This is a genomic window from Fibrella aquatilis, assembly GCF_017353255.1.
GTDB classification, from domain to species: Bacteria; Bacteroidota; Bacteroidia; order Cytophagales; family Spirosomataceae; genus Fibrella; species Fibrella aquatilis.
Genome location: NZ_JAFMYU010000014.1, coordinates 77,186 through 93,162, shown reverse-complemented (window position 1 = coordinate 93,162; position 15,977 = coordinate 77,186). Strand labels below are relative to the sequence as shown.

At 54.9% G+C, this 15,977-nt stretch carries 18 protein-coding genes; 9 read left to right on the top strand and 9 right to left on the bottom strand.

Going from position 1 to position 15,977, the window contains the following annotated elements; genetic code table 11:
• The first annotated feature begins 117 nt into the window (after positions 1–117).
• From J2I48_RS17125 to J2I48_RS17100, 6 genes are all read left to right on the top strand, one after another.
• Positions 118–810, top strand: a complete 693-nt coding sequence (locus tag J2I48_RS17125) for a glycosyltransferase family 2 protein (RefSeq protein ID WP_207336700.1) — start codon at positions 118–120, stop codon at positions 808–810.
• Entirely contained in the window at positions 807–1,139 is a 333-nt protein-coding gene (locus J2I48_RS17120) for a DUF2304 domain-containing protein (protein WP_207336699.1), read from the top strand. Before J2I48_RS17125 ends, J2I48_RS17120 begins: the two co-directional genes overlap by 4 nt.
• Positions 1,140–1,148: 9 nt before the next feature.
• A complete protein-coding gene (locus tag J2I48_RS17115) occupies positions 1,149–1,886 on the top strand; it encodes a glycosyltransferase family 2 protein (protein ID WP_207336698.1) in 738 nt (245 codons plus the stop codon).
• A gap of 7 nt (positions 1,887–1,893) precedes the next feature.
• Entirely contained in the window at positions 1,894–2,925 is a 1,032-nt protein-coding gene (locus tag J2I48_RS17110) for a lysylphosphatidylglycerol synthase transmembrane domain-containing protein (protein WP_207336697.1), read from the top strand.
• Positions 2,926–2,947: 22 nt separating this feature from the next.
• Entirely contained in the window at positions 2,948–3,712 is a 765-nt protein-coding gene (locus J2I48_RS17105; protein ID WP_207336696.1) for a hypothetical protein, read from the top strand.
• Positions 3,713–3,815: 103 nt separating this feature from the next.
• Positions 3,816–4,769 carry a PDDEXK nuclease domain-containing protein gene (locus J2I48_RS17100; protein ID WP_229376406.1) on the top strand — a complete coding sequence of 318 codons (954 nt, stop codon included), beginning with the start codon at positions 3,816–3,818 and terminating at the stop codon, positions 4,767–4,769.
• Between the two features lie 74 nt (positions 4,770–4,843).
• Here J2I48_RS17100 and rimO read toward each other — a convergent pair whose 3' ends face one another.
• Complete coding sequence (gene rimO / locus J2I48_RS17095; protein ID WP_207336695.1) at positions 4,844–6,163, bottom strand: 30S ribosomal protein S12 methylthiotransferase RimO; 1,320 nt, start codon at positions 6,161–6,163, stop codon at positions 4,844–4,846.
• Between the two features lie 63 nt (positions 6,164–6,226).
• On the bottom strand, positions 6,227–7,717 hold the full coding sequence (locus J2I48_RS17090; protein ID WP_207336694.1) for a helix-turn-helix domain-containing protein: 1,491 nt from the start codon (positions 7,715–7,717) through the stop codon (positions 6,227–6,229).
• Between the two features lie 121 nt (positions 7,718–7,838).
• Between J2I48_RS17090 and pckA the strand changes: the two genes are divergently transcribed.
• Entirely contained in the window at positions 7,839–9,452 is a 1,614-nt protein-coding gene (pckA, locus tag J2I48_RS17085) for a phosphoenolpyruvate carboxykinase (ATP) (protein ID WP_207336693.1), read from the top strand.
• A gap of 66 nt (positions 9,453–9,518) precedes the next feature.
• Entirely contained in the window at positions 9,519–10,538 is a 1,020-nt protein-coding gene (gene fbp / locus J2I48_RS17080) for a class 1 fructose-bisphosphatase (RefSeq protein WP_374758162.1), read from the top strand.
• Here fbp and J2I48_RS17075 read toward each other — a convergent pair.
• The 6 genes from J2I48_RS17075 to J2I48_RS17050 form a co-directional block, all read right to left on the bottom strand.
• Complete coding sequence (locus J2I48_RS17075) at positions 10,508–10,963, bottom strand: hypothetical protein (protein ID WP_207336692.1); 456 nt, start codon at positions 10,961–10,963, stop codon at positions 10,508–10,510. The genes fbp and J2I48_RS17075 overlap by 31 nt on opposite strands.
• A gap of 180 nt (positions 10,964–11,143) precedes the next feature.
• Positions 11,144–11,602 (bottom strand): carboxypeptidase-like regulatory domain-containing protein, encoded by a 459-nt coding sequence (locus J2I48_RS17070; RefSeq protein ID WP_207336691.1) that lies wholly within the window; start codon positions 11,600–11,602, stop codon positions 11,144–11,146.
• Positions 11,603–11,736: 134 nt separating this feature from the next.
• Complete coding sequence (ftsY, locus tag J2I48_RS17065) at positions 11,737–12,699, bottom strand: signal recognition particle-docking protein FtsY (protein WP_207336690.1); 963 nt, start codon at positions 12,697–12,699, stop codon at positions 11,737–11,739.
• A 127-nt stretch (positions 12,700–12,826) separates the two neighbouring features.
• Positions 12,827–12,982, bottom strand: coding sequence for a DUF4295 domain-containing protein (locus J2I48_RS17060; protein WP_207336689.1), 156 nt, complete (start codon positions 12,980–12,982; stop codon positions 12,827–12,829).
• A 66-nt stretch (positions 12,983–13,048) separates the two neighbouring features.
• Complete coding sequence (rpmG, locus tag J2I48_RS17055) at positions 13,049–13,231, bottom strand: 50S ribosomal protein L33 (protein ID WP_207336688.1); 183 nt, start codon at positions 13,229–13,231, stop codon at positions 13,049–13,051.
• Positions 13,232–13,317: 86 nt separating this feature from the next.
• Positions 13,318–14,193 (bottom strand): inositol oxygenase family protein, encoded by an 876-nt coding sequence (locus J2I48_RS17050; protein ID WP_207336687.1) that lies wholly within the window; start codon positions 14,191–14,193, stop codon positions 13,318–13,320.
• Positions 14,194–14,452: 259 nt separating this feature from the next.
• Here J2I48_RS17050 and J2I48_RS17045 point away from each other — a divergent pair, with 259 nt between their 5' ends.
• Positions 14,453–15,469: an LLM class flavin-dependent oxidoreductase gene (locus tag J2I48_RS17045; protein ID WP_207336686.1), complete on the top strand. Its 1,017-nt coding sequence runs from the start codon at positions 14,453–14,455 to the stop codon at positions 15,467–15,469.
• Positions 15,470–15,579: 110 nt separating this feature from the next.
• Here the strand turns inward: J2I48_RS17045 and J2I48_RS17040 are convergent, their stop codons facing one another.
• A complete protein-coding gene (locus J2I48_RS17040) occupies positions 15,580–15,939 on the bottom strand; it encodes an endonuclease domain-containing protein (protein WP_207336685.1) in 360 nt (119 codons plus the stop codon).
• Between the last annotated feature and the right edge of the window lie 38 nt (positions 15,940–15,977).

The following is a 15,977-nucleotide window of genomic DNA, read 5'->3' as shown; positions in this document are numbered from 1 at the left end:
ATCACTAAAACTTCCATTCGCCCGCTACGAATACCATGCCAGAATTGCCCGTAATTTGGCATTATCTTTGGTAAGGCTTGTTGTACAGACCCAAACGCGCCCAGCCGCCCCTACCGTATGCCCACGTCCAACGCGTCTACCTTCGTGGTGGTGCCGACCTATAACGAAGCTACTGCCCTGCGCCAAACGCTGCTGCCGCTGGTCTACGAAGGCTATTCGGTGGTGGTGGTTGACGATTGCTCGGCCGACAATACGCTCGACACCATTCGGGACCTGAGCCTACACTACCTGCGCCACCCCATCAACCTGGGGCAAGGCGCGGCCCTGCACACCGGTATGCGCTATGCGCTGGCACAGGGAGCCGCCTACGTGGTGCATTTCGACGCCGACGGACAACACGATCACCGCGAAATTCAGACCCTGCTGGCCCCTGTGAAAGCCGGTGAGGCCGATATTGCGCTGGGGTCGCGGTTTCAGCGGGCCAATGATGTTGATGCCGTGCCGGTGCTGCGCCGGGCGTTGCTGAAAGTGGCCACCATTGTTAACGGCCTTACTACCGGCCTGTGGCTCACCGACGCGCACAACGGGTTTCGGGCCATGAACCGCCGCGCTGCCGAGGCCATCCGTATCACTGAAAACCGCATGGCCCACGCCACCGAGGTACTGTCGTTGATTCGGCAGAATCGGCTGCGCTACCAGGAGGTGCCCGTCCACATTGTCTACACCGACTACTCGAAACAGAAAGGACAGAGCGCGCTGAACGCCTTCAATATCCTGATCGACCTCATTCTGAAGAAGTTACTGTTATGACACCCATAAAAATTCTGCTCGCTCTGCCCCTGCTGGGCCTGGTGCTGCTGTTTTTAACCCGCCTGCAAAACCAGACGTTCTACCGCCTCTCGCTGATTTTGGTGGCCCTGGTGGGACTAACGCTGGTGCTTTTCCCCGAACTCTCAACCCAAATTGCCGTGGCGGTGGGCGTGGGGCGCGGCGTCGATCTGGTAATTTACGTTGGCGGGGTGGTGTTTTTTATTGGCATGGTCGTGCTGTATTCCAAGCTCCGGCGGATTGAGCGCACCCAAACCGAGATCATCCGCAACATGACCCTGAACCAGGCCAAGCCCCTGAATCAGGCATAAGGGCAGTTGATGAAAATTACCATTGTCACCGTGGCCTACAACGCCGCCGCCGTGCTGGAACGTACCATACAGTCGGTGCTGGCACAGCGGGGAGTTGATCTGGAATACCTTATTCTGGATGGCGGCTCTACCGACGGCACCGTCGAACTGCTCCGGCGCTACGATAGCCAGCTTACCAACTGGACTTCGGAACCCGACCAGGGTATCTACGACGCCATGAATAAAGGCCTGCACCGCGCCACCGGCGACGTGATTGCTTTCCTCAACGCCGACGATGTTTACGCCCATGACCAGGTACTGGCCCAGGTAATGGGTGAATTTCGTGACCCCACCGTGGGCACCGTCTATGGTAATCTGGTCTATGTCGATGCGCAGGAGCAGATAACCCGCCACTGGCAGGTTAGGCCTTTCTCGGAAAAATTGTTTGCACAGGGCCACGCGCCCGCCCACCCTGCCTTTTTTGCACGTCGCGAACTGCTGCTTAAGACGGGCGGTTTCCGCACCGAGCTTACACTGGCCGCCGACTACGAAATCATGTTCCGGGTGTTGCACATGACAGGCTACAGCGCCCGCCACCTGCCAGACGTATTGGTACGAATGCGGGCCGGTGGGGCATCAAACAATGGCTGGCGTAGTGTGGTGCAGGGCCTCCGCGAAATGACTTCGGCCTGGACCATAAATGGCATTCAGCCACCATTAACTCTCTGGTTACGAATAGTTTATCGCCGCCTCGGCCAGCACCGCTGATTAGCTTATGAAGAAATTGCTAAAACAGGTCATCCCCGTCGTTCTGGCGTTCGCCCTGCTCGCCTACGCCCTGCGCGGTATGCCGCTGGCCAGTTTGATCGATCAGTTTCAGAAAGCGTCGCGTGGCTGGATTGCCGTAACGGCCCTGGTCATGGGTATCCAAACCGTGTTGCGGGCCGTGCGCTGGCGGATGCTGCTACAAGGGCTGGGCCATGCGCCCTCTGCCGGGCGGGCGCTGTCGGCTATGCTGGCGGGGAGTGCTTCGAGCGTCATCATTCCCGGTTCGGGCGAGTTGCTGCGGTGTACGCTGCTACAACGCAGCGACAACGTACCCATCACCGAAAGCGTCGGGTCTATCATCACCGAACGGCTGGTGGACTTGCTGGCCACGGCCGTTTTCCTGTCGCTAACCCTATTGCTGGAATCGGGCCGACTGCTGGCTTATGTGCAGCAGTACATGCAGTTGCCCAACTGGTTCCATGTCCTTTCGGGTGGGCAGTGGGCGGGCTTGCTGGCAGGCCTGGCGGTTTGTATTGCCCTCACAGTCATTAGCTTGCGGAGCGTCATGCGCTGGCAATCGGTGCAACGGCTGGCCGAACGCATCCGCCTGCGCGAACGGATAGAGGGGTTCCGGCGGGGGCTGCTGAGTATTCGCACCGTGAAGCAACCCAGTCTGTATTGGCTTACTACGTTCTGTATCCACGGCCTGTCGCTGATGGTGCTGGCGTCGCTGTTTCGGGCGCTGCCCATCACCGAAAACCTGCCCAATTCGGCCTCGCTGACGGTTTTTGCGCTGACGTCGCTGGGTAGCCTCACCATCCCCACGCAAGCTAACATCGGCTCGTACCATTTTCTGGCCAGCCGGGGGCTGGTGGCCTATGGCATGACGCTGATGGCTGGTACCATCTGGGCCACGTTTTCGCACGCGATTATTACGCTGGTGAATTTCGCCTTCAGCGCGTTGGGCTTCCTGGCCGCACTTCGCTTTTTGCGGGGCGGCGAAAAAACAAAAACCTATAAGGTTTCAAAAACGGTATAGGTTTGCTGGTCAATTTTGCGGTATGACCCGCCTCCTTCTCCTCTGCCTGCTATTTCTCGTCGGCTGTTCGGCCAAAAAAGACCGTCCCGTGGCGGCAGATGAACCGAGCTACACGGTTTTTTTCATTGACAAAAGCCTGAGCAACCAGCCCGGAGGGACTAAGTCAGAAGCCCACGCCATCTACGAACACGCTGTCCGTGAGGCTATTGCCAAAAACGTGCATCAAAAAGGAGATCGGGTAGCGGTTTATTTCATTCACGACAACACCGCCAAAGCCCGCGCTCTATCGCTGACCGCCCGCACGCCCCTCCCCGACCTCGACGGTGCCTCCCCCACCGACCGCGACGCCGCCCAAACCGACTACGAATTGCAACTCACCCGCGAACAGGCCACCATCCAGCGGCAGGTGCTCGCCAGGCTCGATCAGCCCAATGCCGGCCTCTCCAATCAGCATACCGACCTCTGGGGCAGCCTCGCCGTGCTGGCCCAGGCCAACGAATCAGGCCGGACGGTGCGGGCTTATTACCTGAGCGATATGGTGGAAAGCATGACCGGTCCGGGCCGACGCGATTTTCACAAAATACCCCCCGCCACCACCGCCCAAGCCGACGAGTGGGCTAAAACCGATGCCAAACTTCTGGGTGAACAGTACCCCATTGGTTCGCCCAGCATTCGGCTGGTACTCCCTTTTTCCGCCACAGCCTCAGCAAAAGAGAACAAGCCCACCATCACGCGGTACTGGCACACGCTGTTTGAGGCGCTGGGGGCTAGTGGAGTAGAGGAGTAGCAGCTCAGTGAACTGAGTGAGGTTGTTGTGGGCTTTGCGCTACGTGCCCCTCGACTGCGCTCGGGGTGACAACGACCTTGACTCAAGCTAGGCTAGTTGCTTATTGGCCTGTCACCCCGAGCGCAGTCGAGGGGCGCGTAGCGCAAAGCCCACAACAACCTCACTCAGTTCAGCTAAGACCGAGAAATGGAGATATAAAGTAATAGAGAAGTTAGCAGACGACCTCCGGGCAGATTTTCCCGATATGCATGGTCTGTCGCGTCGCAATTTGTTCTACATGAGAAAATTTGCGGAAGCCTATCCGAGTAATGAATTTGTGCAACGACCAGTTGCACAATTGCCGTGGGCGCACCACGTCATCCTCCTCGACAAAGTGAAGACTGCCGAAATACGCGACTTCTACGTTGCTAAATCGCTTGAAAACGGCTGGTCACGCGACATACTAAGCCTGCAAATCAAGTCGGGGTTGCATGAACGGCAGGGTAAAGCAATATCCAATTTCGATGATCGCTTGCCAGCGCTACAGTCAGACCTTGCCCAGCAACTGACCAAAGATCCTTACCTGTTTGATTTTTTGACGTTGCAGGACGATTACCAAGAGAAAGATCTCGAAAATGCGCTGACCAGCCATATCACCAAGTTTTTGCTTGAATTGGGTGCCGGATTCGCCTTTGTTGGCAAGCAATATCACTTGGAAGTAGGGGACCAGGATTTTTACATTGATTTACTGTTTTACCACTTGAAACTACACTGCTACGTAGTAATTGAGTTGAAACGGGGCAAATTCCAGCCTGAGTTTGCCGGTAAGCTAAATTTCTACCTGTCGGTTGTGGATGACCAGTTAAAAACAGCCGCGGATCAACCCAGTGTTGGTCTATTGATTTGTCAGGACAAAGACAAAGTCGTTGCCGAATATGCGCTAAAGGATATTAATAAGCCTATCGGTATTGCCGAATATCGCCTTACAGAGAGCATTCCCGCCGACCTACAAGGTACGTTACCAAGCGTTGAAGACCTTGAGCGCGAATCATCACAGGCTACCAAAGTCGATCAATAGCAAGCATCTTCCTCCGCCGAGGTGATGGGCTGGGCAGTCACCAGCGAAAAGCAGGTCTTGAGAAGCGAGACGAACTACTGAAATAACAGCTCCCCGTACAAATCAAACGGCTGGGCGTCGGTGATGCGGACGGGGGCGAAGTCACCGAGGCGGATATACGTGTCTTTGGTGACAGGCACGAGCACTTCGTTATCGACTTCCGGCGAGTCGAACTCGGTGCGGCCAATAAAGTAGCCCCCCTCTTTGCGGTCGAAGAGCACGTTGTAGGTCTGACCAATTTTAGCGAGGTTCTTTTCGTGCGAAATACCTTCCTGCACCTCCATAATGGCATCGGCGCGTTCCTGCTTCACTTCCGCGGGTATGTTGTCGGGCATAGAAAAGGAGTGCGTTTGGTCTTCGTGCGAATAGGTGAACGTACCCAACCGGTCGAAGCGCATCCGGTCAACAAAATCCAGCGTTTCCTCGAAAAGGGCGTCTGTTTCGCCGGGGTGTCCCACAATGAGCGTGGTGCGGAGGTGAATACCCGGCACTTTCTCGCGGATGGTATGCACCAGCTCCTCCGTTTTTTCGCGCGTAATGCCCCGGCGCATCAGCTTCAGCAACTCCGTCGAACCCGTTTGGAGGGGCATATCGAGGTAATTGCAGACGTTGGGTCGGTCGCGCATCACGTCCAAAACGTCCAGCGGAAAGCCCGACGGGTAGGCATATTGCAACCGGATCCAGTCGATACCCTCCACGTCGGCAAGACGGTCAACGAGGGTGGCGAGAGAGCGTTTTTTGTCCAGATCGAGGCCGTAGTAGGTCAGATCCTGGGCAATGAGAATCAGTTCTTTAGTGCCGCGCCGGGCCAGTGATTTGGCTTCCATCACCAGCTCGTCCATAGGGCGGGAGACGTGGTGACCGCGCATGAGCGGGATGGCGCAGAATGAACAGGGGCGGTCGCAGCCTTCGGCAATTTTCAGGTAGGCGTAGTGCGCCGGGGTTGTTAGCAACCGTTCGCCAACAAGTTCATGCTTATAGTCCGCGCGGAGGGTTTTCAGCAACCGGGGCAGTTCATTCGTACCAAACCACGCGTCGACGGTGGGCATTTCCACCTCCAATTCATCTTTATACCGGTGCGACAGACAACCCGTTACGTACACTTTATCGACCACGCCCGCTTCTTTGGCATCCACATACCGCAGAATGGTATTGATCGATTCTTCTTTAGCATTGTCGATAAAGCCGCAGGTATTGATCACCACAATGTTGGCATCATCCTTTTTCGACTCGTGGGTCACGGCCATGCCGTTGCCCCGCAGTTGGGTATACAATGTCTCCGAATCGACCAGATTCTTCGAGCAGCCCAGTGTGACAATATTAATTTTATTCTTAAGTAAGCCTTTGGTTTTCAAAACAAGTCGCGGTTGTAAGCGTCGCTAGAGGGTAACGAGGGTTTTGGGTAGCAAAGTTCGGACTCATTCCTCCCTCAACCCAGCAATCGCCGCTTTTATATGCTCAACCTGCTCACGTTTAGCCAGTACCGTGGCGGGGGCGGCACGTACCTGACAGTCTGGAATAGAGCAGCGTTCGCAGGTGTCGCCGACGTCGGTGCGGGGAATGGCGGGGTCATCCAGGAAGGCAATGACGTGGCGAAGGTCGTCAGTAATAGGCAGACCAATATTGATGCTGCTGTTGGTGGTAGAGGGCGGCGACGACTTGGCAATAGACAGCACGAAATACGCCTGCCCATTGGGTACATAGGTCGTGATCTGCGCCTGGCAAAAAGGCTGCCCATCCCAACTGCCGTCGGCCTGCTGCGTACGCATGTCGTTGAGCATAGTCAGGGCCACCTGCCGACGGCAATAATGCTCATCGCGAGCTACGCCATGGGGCGCGTGCAGACGGCTCAGGTGTAGCTCTTTCGAAATTACAAACCGCTGTTGCTCAGTGGGTTGGTCGAACCGGATAAAAAACAAATCTTTCAGGCCGAAGTGGCTGGCGATCAGGTTCATCACCCGCGAGAGGAACATTTCGGGTGTCACAGCAAAGCAGGCCATCATGGCCAGCATCCGGTCGGGTTGCCAGGTAGGCTGCGCCAATGCGTCGGTCAGCATGGGCAGCACTTGGGCGCGGGGCATGAGAATGGCCCGCGCGAAATACGACGCCCGGAAATTGTTGAGCACTTCGTCGAACGAAGCCGCCGCCAGCATCGACGACTCCAGGGGGCGTTGCGTCAGGTTCAGTTGCCGGTAGCCCACCTCACGGCCCAGTGTGAATGCCGTTTGTTCTACAGATAACCCTTTGTTAATCAGTAGCTTATTCTTCTCTGGCAAAAATACCGACCGTAGCGTAGACATAGTCGGCTGACTGGTTTGATCATAGGGTTCAACAGCACAACCGAATTCAGCCGTTAGTACCTGTGCCAGAAAAGCCGGGCTATCGGCGGGGGCAACGGGTAGCGGGTGGTGGGCCAGAAACTGATCGGCCTGCGCTTCGATGTCCTCAAAATAGGAGTCGTGCATGGCCTGATAGGTGCGCAACACCGAGTAATAAAACTGCTCCACGCGCAGGTCATAATTCCGGCCAATCTCGATCAGGGTATTGATAAACGCACTCAGTTTGGCGGGGGCAGCGGCCATCATTTCCAAGAAATAGCCCGGCTCAATACCGAACAGCTCCAAGGGCAACTCATTGAGAATATTCGAGTTAAGCAGCTCTGCTACTGCCTCTAGCTGCTTACTCACCTTCAGCGACACCAGCGCGTCGTAGTCAGTGTCGAGGGCTTTGGCGATGGCGAAAATCTTCTCTGTCTTGGGGTACTTCTTGCCTTTCTCGATCTCGTTGAGGTACGACGGCGACAACCCCGTCCGGTCGGCCAGATCATAGGTCGACAGGCCCCGCTCCTGCCGAAGTTGCTTCAGTTTGAAGCCAAAAATGAGCCGTACTTTTTCCCGGTCTGTGGTCATAGCTGCAAAAGTAAGCGATACCGTTAAATCAGCGTTTGAAAATAATTTAGCGAACGTTCGCTATTTTTATAAAATCCGCTATACTTTTGTATGTCAGTTAGCGTAGCAATCACACAAGCACATGGTTATCGAACAGGGACAGCCGTTTGCCCAACTCATTGGGCTTCAATCACCCGCCGATCAGGCGATTGATTTTTTACAACTCCGCGACCCCGCCGAGCTGTATTTCCAATTGCCACCTTCAACCCTGATCGAACATGCCGTGCGCCGTGGCGAAGGTCAACTGACCGACACCGGGGCGTTGATGTGCGCTACAGGACGGTTTACGGGCCGCTCGCCCAAAGACCGGTATATCGTACACGATGCGCTAACTGCCGACACCGTCGATTGGGGTAAGGTAAACATCCCGTTCGATGAAGCGCAGTTTGACCGGCTGCACCGGCGAATGCGGAATTTCCTGGAATACCAGACCGCCTATGTACGCTATGCCAACGCCGGAGCCGATGCCGATCATCAGTTGAATTTATGTATCCTAACCACCTCGGCCTGGCATAACCTATTCTGTTACAACATGTTCCTGCGTGTACCTGACAATAAACTGGGTACGTTCAAACCCGATTTCACCGTACTGGCCGTGCCCGATTTTGTGGCAAACCCCGCCGAAGACGGTACTCGGAACGGGAATTTCGCCATCCTGAACCTGTCGAAACGGGTGCTGCTCATTGGCGGTACGGGCTACGCGGGTGAGATCAAGAAAGGCATTTTTTCGGCCCTCAACTTCCTGCTGCCCCGGCAAAACGTGCTGCCCATGCACTGCTCGGCCAATATCGGCCACGCCCGCCCCGACGGCAAACCCGACGTGGCCGTCTTCTTTGGCCTGTCGGGCACGGGCAAAACCACGCTCTCGGCCGACTCTGACCGGTGCCTGATTGGCGACGATGAACACGGCTGGAGCAATGACGGTATTTTCAACTTTGAAGGCGGCTGCTACGCCAAAGTGATCGACCTCACCCGCGAACACGAGCCGCAGATTTTCGATGCCATCCGCTACGGAGCTATCGTGGAAAACACGCGGTTCAAACCCGGTAGCGGTCAGGTCAACTACGCCGATACGACACTGACCGAAAACACGCGGACGTCCTACCCGATTCACTTTATCGACAATGTCCAACTACCATCGGTAGGGGGGCATCCAAACACGATTTTCTTCCTCACCTGCGACGCTTTCGGGGTGCTCCCGCCTATCTCGCGCCTCACGCCCGAACAGGCGATGGACTACTTTTTGCTGGGTTATACGGCGAAAGTGGCAGGCACCGAAATGGGCGTTACCGAGCCACAAGCCACGTTTTCGGCTTGTTTTGGTGCAGCGTTCATGCCCCTCCACCCCACCCAATACGCGGCCATGCTCGGTGAAAAGATCCGGGAACATAATACGGAGGTATGGCTCGTCAACACCGGCTGGACGGGCGGCGGCTTCGGCGTGGGCAAGCGCATCAGCCTCACCCACACCCGCGCACTCATCCGGGCCGCGCTCACGGGTGCCCTCGACCCCGACGTGGTGACGTATCAGCGCCATCCGGTTTTTGGGCTGGCCATTCCGCAAACCTGCCCCAATGTGCCCGCCACGCTGCTCAACCCCCGCGACGCCTGGACCGACGCCACTGCGTATGACCAACAGGCCACCCACGTCTGTGGCCTTTTCGACGCCAAACGAGCCGAAATTAATCAGTACTGAGCCAGCCACCCTGTTACTGTTCAGTTTAACTTGCTGAACAGTAACAGCTTACACCACTACTCACGTATGACCATGAACGTTCAGACTGCGCTGGCCAATCTGGCTCTGCCCGTCGGCACCACCCTCGACCGGTACATTATGCAACGGCAAACGGCGTTTCCGTATGCCACCGGCGAACTCTCGCAACTCTTGCGCGACATGGCGTTGGCCAGCAAAATCATCAACCGCGAAATAAATCGGGCGGGCCTAATGGACATCACCGGTTCGGCGGGGTCGGGAAATAATGTGCAGGGCGAAACGCAGCAGAAACTGGACGTGGTGGCTAATATCCGGTTCATCCGGGCGCTGAAGAATGGCGGCGAAGTCTGCGCACTGATTTCGGAAGAAGACGAAGACATCATCCATACCGGCAACGACAACGCCAAGTACGTGGTGGCCATCGACCCCCTCGATGGGTCGTCCAATATTGACGTCAACGTGTCGATAGGCACCATTTTCAGCATCTACCGGCGCATCACACCCGTGGGGAGCAAGGCTACGCTGGCCGATTTCTTACAGGGCGGCGATCAGCAGGTGGCGGCGGGCTACATCCTCTACGGCTCCTCCACGATTCTGGTGCTAACCACCGGCGAAGGCGTAAGCGGCTTCACCTACGACAACTCGCTGGGCGAATACATCCTCTCGCACCCGAACCTGCGGCAACCCCGTGCGGGTCAGATTTTTTCGTGCAACGACGGCAACGAAGCCGACTACCCCATCCCCGTGCAGGCTTATTTGCGACAATGCAAGCAGCAACGCCTGACAGGCCGTTACATCGGCTCGCTGGTGGCCGATTTCCACCGGAATCTGATCAAAGGGGGCATTTATCTTTATCCACAAACGGCCCGGTTGCCAGAAGGCAAGCTTCGTTTGCTCTACGAATGCTATCCGATGGCCTTCATTGCCGAGCAGGCCGGTGGCCGTGCCTGCAACGGTGAGCAACGCATTTTGGCCATAGCGCCCACATCTCTCCATCAGCGCTCACCCCTGTTCATCGGCTCAAGCGATATGATCAATCAGCTGAACGGGATGTCTTTAAACGGGTAACGATGCTCAACAAGTCGGTAAGGTGTACCCTTGAAATACACATCCAGGGCAACTGGAAGGCCTTTCCCATAATCATAAAAGGCAGTACTCCGGCCTGAGTGATCAACGAATCGGTAGAAATAATGGCCGAATTTTCCCTGATTCAGCCAGTGATGCTCGATCAAAGCCGTGTTTGCAGTCGTCAGTTCAATGACGTCACCGGCCCGGTCAACGGAAATTGATTTGGTGTGTGGGTCCAGGGTAAGTACGGTATCACGCAACATACCCCAAAGCTTTCGTTCCAACCGAAAAAAGACGAGAAGTAAATACACCAGCGCCAACCACAGCAGCGCCGAAAAAATAACGAGGCCATACTGCCATGGTTTTGTCGCCGTAGCCAAGTTCGATACCAGCAGCCAGCAGATCCACGTGAACATAATAACCATGACACCTACCAGGGGTATCTGCGACCACTTCAGCACGTCGTTTTCACCGTAGGCATACTGAACAGGCTGCTTCAGTGGCCCTTCGTCGCCAACTGTCACGGCACTATATCGGATCAGCTTATAAATTACCCAGCCAAATGGAAGCAGGACAAGCAACGTGATCAATAAAACATTTCCCATTTAAAACGCCGCCTGATACGTAATCTGAATGTTGTGCCGGGCCACTTTTTGCTTCTCCACCGTCACCGGGTTGAGCCGCCCGTCGATATCGAAAAGGCTGGCATACAGACCTTTAGGCTCACGCACCAGCACCGTATACGTACCGGAAGGCAGGCCGTAGATGCAGTACTTACCTGCCTTGTCTGAGCGGGTGGTTTTGATCGGCTCTACGCCTTTGGTTGAGGTAACGAAGCCCTCTTCCATCCCCTCAACGGCATCCATCATCAGGGCCGGATATACCAACACCTCCCGCGAAACGGGATCTCCCTGCGAGGATTTAGCACCCGGGCCGGGCATCTGATTGCCCTTCCGCTCTACTACCACACCACAAATACCCTGCTTGCTGTTCACCGGTTTTTTGCGATGCTGCGCTATAGTAGTGGTCGTTAAGAAGCTGAGCAAGAGCAGGATATAGCGCATAGTAGAAAAAGGTTATTGGGCCACAGAGCTACACAGAGTTGAGGGGAGGTGTACAGAGTTTTTTCAACTAAAATAGAGAAAAGAAACTCTGTGTACCTCCCCTCAACTCTGTGTAGCTCTGTGGCCCAATAAACTCACTTCTTGAAAAACGAATCGACAAACTCCATCTTGTCAAACGTTTGCAGGTCGTCGATCTTTTCGCCTACGCCGATGTACTTTACCGGAATACGGAATTGGTCGGAGATACCGATGACTACGCCGCCTTTGGCCGTACCATCTAACTTGGTGATAGCCAGCGCCGTAACATCCGTCACACGGGTAAATTCGGTGGCCTGAATGAAGGCATTTTGGCCCGTTGATCCATCCAGTACCAGCAGCACTTCGTGGGGGGCGTCGGGGATGAATTTCTGCATCACCCGCTTAATCTTCGACAACTCGTTCATCAGGTTCACCTTTGTGTGGAGCCGCCCTGCGGTGTCGATAATGACCACATCGGCACCCATTTCGGTGGCTTTTTTCACGGCGTCGTAGGCTACGGCCGAGGGGTCAGTGTTCATACCGTGGGAGATAACGGGCACCCCCACACGGTCGCCCCAGAGTTTGAGCTGATCTACGGCCGCCGCCCGGAAGGTGTCGCCCGCGCCGAGCACGACTTTCTTGCCCCGCTTATGAAACTGCGAGGCCAGCTTACCAATGGTGGTGGTTTTGCCTACGCCGTTTACGCCGACAACCATGATCACATACGGCTTTTTATCTGCAGGCAGCTCAAAATCAGCACGTTCAGTAATGGCCGTGCCGGTACTGTCGGAGAGCAACCCGGCAATTTCTTCGCGCAGGATGGTGTCCAGTTCGTCGGTGCCCATATACTTGTCGCGGGCCACGCGGGCTTCAATGCGCTTGATGATCTTGACAGTGGTTTCTACCCCCACGTCTGAGGAGATCAGGACGTCTTCAAGTTCGTCGAGAACGTCTTCATCCACGGTGGTTTTACCCACCACAGCCCGACCAAGCTTGGAAAAGAAGCTGTCTTTGCTTTTCTCCAGCCCCTTGTCGAGCGACTCTTTTTTCTCTTTACCAAATAATCCGAAGAAGGCCATAGTGAAATGTCATTAGAGCGAAGCGAATGACTACGCAGTAAAATGACAGCGAAGCCAATGACCAAATCTATAACAAAAAAAGTCCCTCATCGGGACTTCATTGTATTGGGTTTGGGATGGAAGGCAATTACGCTTTGAACGCGTTCTGCACTTCATCAACCGGCACCATTTCTTCTTTGAACGTGTAAGCGCCCGTTTTGGGTGATTTCACGGCGCGGATAACCTTGGCAAATGCTTTGCCGTTATCCTTCGTTTTCAGGGTTGCAACTACCTTCTTAGCCATTGTGCTGTGTCGTTTCGACGTATGCCACCATGCCGCTAAGCCGGGGTTCCGCCATTGATGAGTTGATTACTTAATCTCTTTGTGCAACGTTACCTTCTTCATGAAGGGGTTGTACTTTTTGCGCTCGATACGCGCAGGGGTGTTTTTGCGGTTCTTGGTGGTGATGTACCGCGAAATACCCGGAACACCCGCTGCCCTTTGCTCGGTGCATTCCAAAATTACCTGAATTCTATTACCTTTCTTAGCCATGGCTATGTTATTTTCTCAACGGGAGCGCAAAGATAGGAAAGCTGTTTTGAAACTCCAACCGTCGCTTACACTTGTGGGTCAGATTCTTACAGCCGAACCGTGGCAGGCAGATATTTAGCAATCAGGTCTTCATAATACGGCTTCAATTCGCTTACCACGGGTGGTTTTGGGCTTTTAGAATACAGATCATACGGGTTGAATTTATCCACCCAGGGGAACATCGCCCGGTCGTGGTCATCCAGCAAATGATCATAGGCCTTTTCGCGGTGCTGCGAGTAGAACGAGTGATACCGGATCATGTACAAGGCCGGCTCGGGCAGGTAATTTTTCGTGATCTGATACAGATACTCGTCATGCCCCCACGACATATGTACGTTCTTCAGGCCGCAGTGGTGGCTGTAGACACCATATTTGGTATTATACCGCTCATCGTAACTGTCGGGGTTAGCCCTAAAATATTCGGGGTACACGATTTTGTCGGAATGTGCGCAGCCTACGGGGAAGGTATCGCCCACCACGGCCCACTGCGGTTCGCCGAAGAGGCAGAGCACTTTACCCATATCGTGCAGAAAGCCCGTCAGCACAAACCAGTCGGGGTGACCATCGGCGCGGATAGCCTCGGCGGTTTGCAGCAGGTGCTGTAGCTGATCGAGGTCGGTATCAGGGTCTGAATCGTCAACGAGTGTATTTAGAAATTCCATTGCGTTCCAGACGGGCATTTCCTTCTTATCGAACTTCAGAAACTCGCCTTCCTTTTCCTGCACAAAATCGAACGTCTGGTAGCGGTGATTGAGGCGGTAAAACTCCCGTACGGTGTCGCGCTCCGGGCTATCATAATTCCGGTAAGCCTCCTTCGCTTTATGCGTTGGCTCTGGATAGCGCAGCAACACATCGTCCTCCCACTGCTCGATGCTGGCGAGGGGGTTAGTTTCCTGCTGAGTAAAAGCCTGTTGGGTCTGCATGGTAATTCAGGATTTGACGCGATAGACTAACAAAAGTACGGGTAAAGCCTTAAGATACTGGGTGTTGGATGCTGGATTCTGGACAATCAATTATTGATGCCATCGCTCCAAGCGATGGCATCAATAATTATTCCGATTCGAGAAAGCTGCCAGACAGTACCTCCCTACTTTGTCTTGGCAATTATTCAGCAGGCCAATTTGTTACGGGAAGAAGTAATGCAGTAAGCAACTCAGTTGGGCTGCTATCTTTTCCAACGCCATGAATAACGTTCCATTTTCCGTACTCGATCTGGTGCCCGTTGCCGCCGGGAACACCGTCAAACAGTCACTCAACAATGCCCTCGATCTGGCCCAACACGCCGAAACGTGGGGCTACAACCGCTATTGGCTGGCCGAACACCACAATATGACCGGCGTAGCTAGTGCCGCCACGTCGGTGGTGATTGGGTACATTGCCGGAGGCACTCAGACTATTCGGGTTGGTTCTGGCGGTATTATGCTGCCCAACCATTCGCCGCTGGTGATCGCTGAGCAGTTTGGCACGCTTGCTTCGCTCTATCCGGGTCGGATTGACCTGGGTGTGGGTCGCGCGCCGGGTTCTGATCAGGTTACGGCCCGCGCCATGCGCCGTAACCTGACCGGGCCAGATACGTTTCCGCAGGACGTGGTTGAACTACAGCACTATTTTCAACCTGCCGAACCGGGTCAGGCCGTTCAGGCCATGCCGGGCGCCGGACTGAACGTACCTGTCTGGATCTTGGGTTCCAGCCTGTTCGGAGCACAGTTGGCCGCTATGCTGGGGCTGCCCTATGCCTTTGCGTCACACTTTGCGCCCGATGCGCTCATGCAGGCCCTGCACACGTATCGCACGCAGTTTCAACCGTCGGAAACGTTGAAAAAACCGTATGTCATGCTGGGCGTCAATGTCGTGGCGGCCGATACCGACGCGGAAGCCAAACGGTTGTTTACCTCAGCACAACAGCAGTTTATCAACCTCCGAAGCGGCAATCCGGGCCAATTGCCTCCCCCCGTCGACCACCCCGAACGGCTCGATTATGCTCTCCGGCAGACGGGTGCGGGCCAGATGTTGCGTTACGCCGTAGTGGGTGCGCCCGATACCGTTCAGCAGGGCCTTGCCCGCTTCATCGACCAGACCCAGGCCGACGAACTAATGATCACCGCCCAAATATTCGACCACACCGCCCGCCTGCATTCGTTTGAATTGGCGGCACAGGCGCGGGAGGCGCTGGTGGGTGAGATGGTTTCGGTGGGGTAATTGTTTCAAGGCGAGAGTTTACCCCACCCCCGACCCCTCCCCTTAAACAAGGGGAGGGGAGCAAGAGGGCACGTTTTTTCCGTTTGGGTGGACTGTCCGCGTGGCTACGACTAGTTGAAGTATGCCGAGATTTTGGTCAAAACAGCTTCTATATCTGTTTCGACTTCGTAGTTGGTAATGCGGAGGGTGTGAATACAGAGTTGGGTCATTGTGGCGTCACGTTCCACATCATGCTGCCGAGCCTCTTCAGTAGTGTGGGAGTCGCCATCAATCTCAACAGCCAGCCGTTCGGCGGGGCAGTAGAAGTCAAGAATATACATGCCCACACTGTGTTGCCGTCTGAATTTTCTTCCCTTCAATTGGCTACTTCGCAGCCTGTCCCAAAGCAGTGCCTCATGCCTTGTCTGATTTTTTCGTAGTAGCCGACGTACGTCTTCAACGGTTTTTCGATTATGTATTAGTTGACTCATAAACAGTGGGTTATTCATAAGCAACTAATTTAAGCACA

Excerpts from the sequence above, each read along its gene's own strand:
- J2I48_RS17125 (WP_207336700.1), top strand. The coding sequence starts at position 118 with ATGCCCACGTCCAACGCGTCTACCTTCGTGGTGGTGCCGACCTATAAC.
- J2I48_RS17120 (WP_207336699.1), top strand. The coding sequence starts at position 807 with ATGACACCCATAAAAATTCTGCTCGCTCTGCCCCTGCTGGGCCTGGTG.
- J2I48_RS17115 (WP_207336698.1), top strand. The coding sequence starts at position 1,149 with ATGAAAATTACCATTGTCACCGTGGCCTACAACGCCGCCGCCGTGCTG.
- J2I48_RS17110 (WP_207336697.1), top strand. The coding sequence starts at position 1,894 with ATGAAGAAATTGCTAAAACAGGTCATCCCCGTCGTTCTGGCGTTCGCC.
- J2I48_RS17105 (WP_207336696.1), top strand. The coding sequence starts at position 2,948 with ATGACCCGCCTCCTTCTCCTCTGCCTGCTATTTCTCGTCGGCTGTTCG.
- J2I48_RS17090 (WP_207336694.1), bottom strand. The coding sequence starts at position 7,717 with ATGACCACAGACCGGGAAAAAGTACGGCTCATTTTTGGCTTCAAACTG.
- pckA (WP_207336693.1), top strand. The coding sequence starts at position 7,839 with ATGGTTATCGAACAGGGACAGCCGTTTGCCCAACTCATTGGGCTTCAA.
- fbp (WP_374758162.1), top strand. The coding sequence starts at position 9,519 with ATGACCATGAACGTTCAGACTGCGCTGGCCAATCTGGCTCTGCCCGTC.
- J2I48_RS17075 (WP_207336692.1), bottom strand. The coding sequence starts at position 10,963 with ATGGTTATTATGTTCACGTGGATCTGCTGGCTGCTGGTATCGAACTTG.
- J2I48_RS17070 (WP_207336691.1), bottom strand. The coding sequence starts at position 11,602 with ATGCGCTATATCCTGCTCTTGCTCAGCTTCTTAACGACCACTACTATA.
- ftsY (WP_207336690.1), bottom strand. The coding sequence starts at position 12,699 with ATGGCCTTCTTCGGATTATTTGGTAAAGAGAAAAAAGAGTCGCTCGAC.
- J2I48_RS17060 (WP_207336689.1), bottom strand. The coding sequence starts at position 12,982 with ATGGCTAAGAAGGTAGTTGCAACCCTGAAAACGAAGGATAACGGCAAA.
- rpmG (WP_207336688.1), bottom strand. The coding sequence starts at position 13,231 with ATGGCTAAGAAAGGTAATAGAATTCAGGTAATTTTGGAATGCACCGAG.
- J2I48_RS17050 (WP_207336687.1), bottom strand. The coding sequence starts at position 14,193 with ATGCAGACCCAACAGGCTTTTACTCAGCAGGAAACTAACCCCCTCGCC.
- J2I48_RS17045 (WP_207336686.1), top strand. The coding sequence starts at position 14,453 with ATGAATAACGTTCCATTTTCCGTACTCGATCTGGTGCCCGTTGCCGCC.
- J2I48_RS17040 (WP_207336685.1), bottom strand. The coding sequence starts at position 15,939 with ATGAGTCAACTAATACATAATCGAAAAACCGTTGAAGACGTACGTCGG.